This is a genomic window from Candidatus Binatota bacterium (assembly GCA_012960245.1).
Lineage (GTDB): Bacteria > Desulfobacterota > Binatia > UBA1149 > UBA1149 > UBA1149.
Genome location: DUBO01000005.1, coordinates 611 through 7813, shown reverse-complemented (window position 1 = coordinate 7813; position 7203 = coordinate 611). Strand labels below are relative to the sequence as shown.

Sequence of the window (7203 nt, the reverse complement as noted above, 5' to 3'; positions counted from 1 at the left end):
CCGCGGGCTTTGCCTGCGGCACCCAGGGCGATGAATGCCTGGTCGATGACACTTGTAATGGCAGTGGCATCTGTACCGACAACGGTAACGAGGCCGACGGAACGGCCTGTGACGACAGCGCCTTCTGCACCACCGGTGAGACCTGCACGGCTGGTGCCTGTGATGGTGGCGTGGCTACCGACTGCTCGGGACTCGACAACCAGTGCACGACCGGAAACTGCAACGAAACCGCCGACGCCTGTGAGTCTTTAGAGTCTAACGAGGGTGGAGGCTGCGACGACGGCGATGCGTGCACCACGGGTTCGCTCTGCGTGACGGGTTCGTGCGCCAGCGGGGTCGACATATGCGGGCCTTACGTCCAGACCAAGGACCAGGCCAAGTGTATAAATTCACTCAACAAGGCCGGCGCCAAGGTTGCCGCCACCCAGGGCAAGGCAAACACCTCCTGCATCAAGAACGCCGGCAAGGGTAAAGAAGCGAACCCCACCGCCTGCCTGACCGCCGATGCTAAGGGAAAAGTTGCCAAGGCTGAGGCAAAAACGATCGCAACGGAAACCAAGGCCTGCGGTGTGGTACCTGACTTCGGCTATACGTCTGGAGCAAGCGTAAACCTTGCGGCGATCAGCAACGAAGTGGCACTGGTCGGCCAGGTGTTCGGCAGCGACCTGGAGTCTACCATCATCAACTCCAAGGCCGACAAGAACGGAGCCAAGTGCCAGGCAGCGGTCTCAAAGGACTACGAAAAGATCGCGGGCACTGCCTTCAAGTTATTCATTGCGTGCAAGAGTGCAGGGCTGAAAGCTGAGACCGTCGTCAACCAGGACAGCCTCGGCAGCTGCTTGAACGCCGTTATAACCGACGACAGGGGCAAAATTGCCAAGGGTGTTGCGAAGTTGACGGCTGACGTCAACAAGTCGTGCGCGCCCGAACAGCTCGACACTATCTTCCCCGGCCAGTGCGTGGGAGAGGGTGACTTTACGGGTTGTGTTTCCCGCCTGGCCCAATGCCGTGTCTGCCTGATGGTAAACGCGATGGACGGAACAAGCGTGGACTGCGACGTCTTTGACGACGCCACGTCGAACTCCAGCTGCGTGCCGTAGTTGGGAGCCCCCCCCCGGGGCGGGGGCTCTTATCCGCGCGCTGTTTGCCGGCCACGCGCTCGTGTACCGTGTGCCTGCCCGCGCCGCTCCGATATCGACCCGCCACCTCGAATCACCCGCCCGTGAAGACCCGGGCCTTGCCATTTGCCCGGGAAAATCCAATATCTTGTACCACCGCCAGCACACGCTGACGTAACCCCATGTCATCGACAAAGAAAAAAACCGCCCGGCCGGTGCCGGCCATGAACCCGCCCCGGGGGCCGGGGATGCACCAACACTGCTTGGCGCGCGCGAATACTCGATGACCGACCAGCACGAGTTCGCCTCGCTGTCAGGCGACCGGGGCTCACCCGGCTGAACGATCGTGCCCGCGCTACCCGATATGGAAAACGATCCCCCGGGCGCGGTCGGCTGAAGCATGGTTACACGCACGACCCGTTGGCTGCTCTTCTGCGTTTTCGTTCTCACCGTCCCGCTGCCCATGCTCGGGCCCTGGGAGGTGCTGGCTCCAACGGCGCGTTACCTGCTGCTGGCCGTGGTAACCGCCGCCGTGATGGCGGTAGAAGGAGCGGCCGGGCCGGTGCCGCTCATCCTCGCGCTGTTCGCCGGCCACGCGCTGGTGTACCTGTTGCTGTGGTGGTTGGCAGCCCGACTGTGCACGCGGCTGCTTACCCGCCTGCCCGTACGCGCACGTACGGGTGTTGTCGTGGCCGGCTGTGCCACCCTGCTGCTGATCGCGCTGCTGTTTGACCTTTACATCACCCCCTTCGGCGGCCTGCCCCACTCCAACCTGTTGGGGTTGCTGTCATGAAGCGCGTCGTCCTGGCGCTGTTGCTGCCATCGCTGTTACTGCCGGTGGTGTTACTGCCCGCGCTGTTGCTGCCGACCCTGTTACTGCCGGCCGCTAACGCGACAGCGAGCGAGGCACCCTTCGAGCGCAGCGAGCAGCGCTCACCCTGCACCGACTACAATCCCCTTCGCCGCGCGTTCTTCGGCGACACCCACGTTCACACCGCCCTGTCGTTTGACGCCTGGGGCCAGGGAACCATGGCCGGGCCCGGCGACGCCTACCGTTTTGCCAGGGGCGAAGCCCTCGGCATACAGCCTTACAGCAGAGACGGCCTCCCCTCGCGCAGCATACAACTCCGACGGCCGCTGGATTTTGCCATCGTCACCGACCACAGCGACCTGCTGGGCGAAACCCGTATCTGCGATGATCCATCGCAGGAAGGACACGACTCGCTGGTGTGCCGGGTGGTGCGCAGGTTTCCCAAGCTGGGCTACATACTCGTCAACGGCCACGTCTACAGCAGCGAGCTGCCCTCGCGCTACTCGTTCTGCGGAAGCGGCGGCGCAGTGTGCCTGAAGGCGGCGCTTGGCCCCTGGCAGGAAATCCAGCAGGCCGCCGAAGCTCACTACGACCGCAGCTCGGCCTGCGGTTTCACGACCTTCGTTGGCTACGAGTGGACCGGCATGCCGGGAGGCCGCAACATCCACCGTAATGTCATCTTCCGCAACGCCACCGCCCAGCGCTTCCCGACCACCTACATAGAAACACCCACCCAGGAGGGCCTGTGGCAGGCCCTGGACCAGGAATGCCTGCAGGCGGGCAACGGCTGCGACGTGCTGGCCATTCCCCACAACTCCAACGTGAGTGCGGGCTCAATGTTCACCATCACCAGCGCGGACGGTTCGCCGATTTCGGCCGAGGACGCGGCCACGCGCGCGCGCCTGGAGACCCTGGTGGAGGTCACCCAGCACAAGGGCGACAGCGAATGCCGTCCGGGCGCCGAGGACGAGCTGTGCGCCTACGAGACCCTGCCCTACGCCCGCATGGCCGACATGGCCCACGTCACCAGTGAACCCGGCAAGCTGCCACCTCTCATGTACACGCGCGAAGTGCTGGCCGAGGGACTGGTGCAGCAGGCGCGACTGGGCATCAACCCTTTCAAGTTCGGTCTTATAGGCTCAACCGACACCCACCTCGCCGCCCCCGGCATGGTCGACGAGGACAGCTTTGTCGGACACGCGGCGGGAACCGTGGATTCGCGTTTACAGGTGCCGGCCTTTCCCGACCGCGCCGAATTCAACCCCGGCGGTCTGGCCGTTCTATGGGCCGAGGAAAACTCGCGCGACGCCCTGTTCGCCGCCATGCGCCGCCGCGAGGTCTACGGCACAAGCGGGCCGCGCATGACGGTGCGAATGTTTGCCGGCTGGGACTACCCCGACGACCTTTGCGGCGATTCCGACTTCGTTGAAAAAGGCTACGCCGGTGGCGTGCCCATGGGTGGCGATCTTCCCGCGGCCCGCGGCCCGGGCGCCCCGAAACTGGCGTTGTGGGCGCTTCGCGATCCCGCCGGCAAGCAGTCGCCCAGCCACCCGCTCGAACGGATACAGATCGTCAAGGGCTACCTCGACAATGGCCGCAGCGTGGAGAAGGTCTACGACGTGGCGGGCGAACCTGCTGATCCCGACGCTCTCGATCTTTCTACCTGCACTACCCGGGCGCGCGGTTCCGACCAGTTGTGCACGGTGTGGACAGACCCCGACTTTGACCCCGACGCGCCGGCCTTCTACTACGCGCGCGTGCTCGAGGTACCGAGCTGCCGCTGGAACAGCTACCTGTGCAACCGCGCGGGTGTAGACTGCGACGACCCGGACTCGGTGCCCGGTGAGTTGGCCACCTGCTGCGACACGGGCGTCGCCCGCTCCATACGCGAGCGCGCGTGGACCTCGCCGGTGTGGTACACGCCCGCGGGGCAGCCCTGACCGACCATGGGTAGCGGCACGAACGCCCGCCCCGCCACCCCGGCCGACATAGTTCGCACGCTGCTTACCGTGGCTGCGATCCTGCCCGGATTGCTCACGGGCGCGTGGTGCCTGCTACGCACCCGTGACCGAAGGGCGGCCATGAACAGGGCTATCGGCGCCTGGGGCAGACTGGGGCTGCGCGCGGCGGCAGTAGAACTCAGAGTCGACGGCGCCGAGCACCTGTCACTGCGCCCGGCGGTTTTCATCCTCAACCACCAGAGTGGCATTGACCCTATACTCCTGTGTGCGCTGCTGCAGCGCGACTTCGTGGCCGTGGCCAAGCGAGAAATACGCTCCAATCCAGTACTGGGACCGGCTTTCGCTTTTGCCGGAACGGTGTTCGTAGATCGCGGCGACCACGCAGATGCCCTGCGCGCCCTTCTACCGGCGGTCGAGACACTGCGCGGGGGAACGGCCATCGCCATGGCCCCGGAGGGAACACGAAGCCCCGGCTCCGATCTCGGGCGTTTCAAGAAAGGCGCCTTCCGAATCGCCATGGCTGCCGGGGTGCCGCTGGTGCCAATCGTTATTCACGACGCGGGCAGGGTTCTTCCGCAGGGTGGATGGATAATGCGCAGCGGCGTGGTCAACGTAAGCGTGCTCGCGCCGCTTGAGACAAGCGACTGGAGCCTGGACGCCCTTGACCAGAAGGTCGAAGAAGTCGAAGCGGCCTACCGCCTGGAGCTATCGCTCCGGTAACAGTGCCGCGGCCCCGGCCGGACCTGTGGTCGACGCCCCGCCACTGACCACCTGAGAGCATAGCGAAAGGGTTTTTTTGCGCCCTCCCCACCCCCCACCCCCCCGTTCGGGGGTGTACGAGGCTCGACAGGGGTCATTCGCCCGGTTACGTTCGGGGTGATTCAGAGGCCGAGAGGTAATTGATGGAAGTGGCAAGGTTTTCTCAGGTGCTGTGCTGGTTCAGCGGCAGTGCACTCAAAGGCGGCGTGCCGTTGACGCTACTGGCGGCAGCGCTGCTGCTGTCGGCCACACCGGCCCGGGCCCAACCAATAACCGCCTTTGTGACGGCAGACAATGCGTACGAGATCTACTGTCGTGATGCCAACGGCGCTACGACAGACCTGGGTGGCAGCACAGCGTTTGGAAGCAGCACCCAAATCAATTCCGCCGAAACCTACAACTTCAATTGCGATGGCTGTGTCTATATCGCCGCTTGGAGCGACGACAACACTGCGCAAGGACTGCTCGCCCAGATTGACTCCGGCGGGCAGACGATACTCAGCGGAGATCTGGGCTACTGGGAGGTTTGCGCCACCGGCATCGATCTTGACCACGGGAATCCGGCACCCAGCGTAGCTGATCTCGACACGCAGATCGCTACATGTGACAGCGGCAGTTCATGGCAGGCAGTGACAGTGGGCGAAGATAATTCTTCACCCGGGGGGACCTTCTGGACCGTTTCGCCGGGGGCAGCCGCCAACGAGTGGATGTGGTACGAAAGCGGGAATTGCCCCGGTCAAAACTCTACATTCTCTCCCGGATGTAACCACGACGAATACCTGATTTTTGGCAATTGCCCCAACTCTCTCTGCGGCAACAACGTGACCGAGGCAGGCGAAGAGTGCGACGGCAGCGATGACACTTTGTGCCCGGGCCACTGCCTGCCCGACTGCACCTGCGCCCGCGAAAGCCATCTGCAGTGCTACAACATGAAGGACGCCTTTTACTTGAAGAAGTTCCTGGCCTACGTCGATCTAGACTCGCCCCAGTTCGGGCTCGATTCCAACTGCGAGGTTAAAAAGGCCCTCAGGTTCTGCGCCCCGACGCTTAAAATCGTCAACAGTGCCACCTTGGGCGGCAACCCCGTGTCATTGAACCCCATTTCCGGCCCTGCGCTGACCACCGACTTCATCTGCTACAAACTCAAGTGCAAGCCGCCCCCCGATCCACCGGAGCAGGTGGTGGTGGATCAGTTCATGTACCGCGACATCAAGGTGGGCAAGACAAAGGAGTTGTGTGTGCCGGCGCTCAAGAAAACGGCCTGCGAAGATTCAGGCGCGCCGCAGTGCTTCGGGATATGCCCGGACCCGCTGGTCTGCTCACAATCGGGGAGTACTAACGACTGTGCCTGCCAGTAGCACCGGGAGAACTGACATGGGCCGAAAAAAAACAACGATCCCCCACCTGGCGCGATTTATCGCGAGGCGGTCGACGATCGTCGGCATATCGGCGTTGGCGTTCTTCCTGTCCTTCTGCGTGGTGAATCTACCGGGGAGCGCGGCCGGCACGGCCGGGCCACAGCAACGCAACACGCTGTCTATCTCCGACCTGCCGGCCAGTCTGCAGGAATCCATCGAGCGTAGCTCCTACCAGGTCGTGCAGGATCCCGGCGAGCCGGGCCTGTACCATGCCAACAACCCGCGGCAGGGCTTGCGTGCCACCTTCAGTACTCGGGGCGTCCAGGTAACGGTGGGCGATTCGAAGGCCGAGTGGAACATGCAGCTGGCCGCCTATGGTCGTATTGATCACGTTAGCCCCGCCACCGCGGCCAATATCGTGGTTGACCGGGAACGCATAGAGTACCGGCGCCACGGTATCACCGAGTGGTACGTGAACTCGGGTAGTGGCATCGAGCAGGGATTCACGCTCCACCAGCGCCCGGGTGGCGATGGGACGCTGGTGGTTGATCTTCGCGTCAGCGGTGGACTTGAGGCCGAGCGCGTGGGAGAGGATCTCGTTTTCCACGGGGCGGGCGCGCGCCTGGGCTACGCCAAGTTGCACGCATTCGACGCCACGGGCAGGCCGCTGGCGTCACGCATGGAACTGGTCTCGTCGGGGGAAACCGCACGGGCGGGGGGTGGCCTGCTCGTGCGCCTGTCGGTGGAGGACCGCGGCGCTCGCTACCCCGTGGTCATCGATCCCATTCTCACCAACGTCAAAAAAATCACCGCCTCTGACGCCGACGGAGGCGACCTATTCGGGCAGTCGGTATCGATCAGCGGCGACACGGCCATTGTCGGGTCGCCTTACAACGACGACGGGGGAACGTCATCCGGGTCGGCCTACATATACCAGCGCCAAGCAGGTCTCGGCACAGGCAACTGGAACGAGGTCAGAAAGCTCACCGCCTCTGATGCTGCCTATCTAGACTTCTTCGGGTGGTCGGTAGCGATCAGCGGCGACACGGCCATTGTCGGGTCGCCTAGCTTTTCCACTGCGGGATCGACATTCGGGTCGGCCTACGTGTTCCAGCGCGACGCGGGCGGCACAGACAACTGGGGCGAGGTCAAAAAGATCACAGCCTCTGACGCCGCCGCGTTGGATAAATTCGGAT

The 7203-nt window shown here is 63.7% G+C and carries 5 protein-coding genes; all 5 read left to right on the top strand.

All coding sequences use genetic code 11. The features are described from left to right. The first annotated feature begins 1518 nt into the window (after positions 1-1518). Complete coding sequence (locus EYQ35_00555) at positions 1519-1911, top strand: hypothetical protein (GenBank protein ID HIF62636.1); 393 nt, start codon at positions 1519-1521, stop codon at positions 1909-1911. Continuing rightward, the gene (locus EYQ35_00550; GenBank protein ID HIF62635.1) at positions 1908-3869 is read left to right on the top strand and encodes a DUF3604 domain-containing protein; all 1962 of its coding nucleotides are present in this window, start codon (positions 1908-1910) and stop codon (positions 3867-3869) included. The genes EYQ35_00555 and EYQ35_00550 overlap by 4 nt, the downstream gene beginning before the upstream one ends. A 6-nt stretch (positions 3870-3875) precedes the next feature. Then, positions 3876-4610 carry a 1-acyl-sn-glycerol-3-phosphate acyltransferase gene (locus EYQ35_00545; GenBank protein HIF62634.1) on the top strand — a complete coding sequence of 245 codons (735 nt, stop codon included), beginning with the start codon at positions 3876-3878 and terminating at the stop codon, positions 4608-4610. Between the two features lie 188 nt (positions 4611-4798). Then, on the top strand, positions 4799-6007 hold the full coding sequence (locus tag EYQ35_00540; GenBank protein ID HIF62633.1) for a hypothetical protein: 1209 nt from the start codon (positions 4799-4801) through the stop codon (positions 6005-6007). A gap of 16 nt (positions 6008-6023) precedes the next feature. Then, a partial coding sequence (locus EYQ35_00535; protein ID HIF62632.1) for a hypothetical protein occupies positions 6024-7203 on the top strand: 1180 nt, incomplete at its 3' end.

Coding starts and splice junctions, on each gene's coding strand:
- EYQ35_00555 (HIF62636.1), top strand. CDS start 1,519: ATGGTTACACGCACGACCCGTTGGCTGCTCTTCTGCGTTTTCGTTCTC.
- EYQ35_00550 (HIF62635.1), top strand. CDS start 1,908: ATGAAGCGCGTCGTCCTGGCGCTGTTGCTGCCATCGCTGTTACTGCCG.
- EYQ35_00545 (HIF62634.1), top strand. CDS start 3,876: ATGGGTAGCGGCACGAACGCCCGCCCCGCCACCCCGGCCGACATAGTT.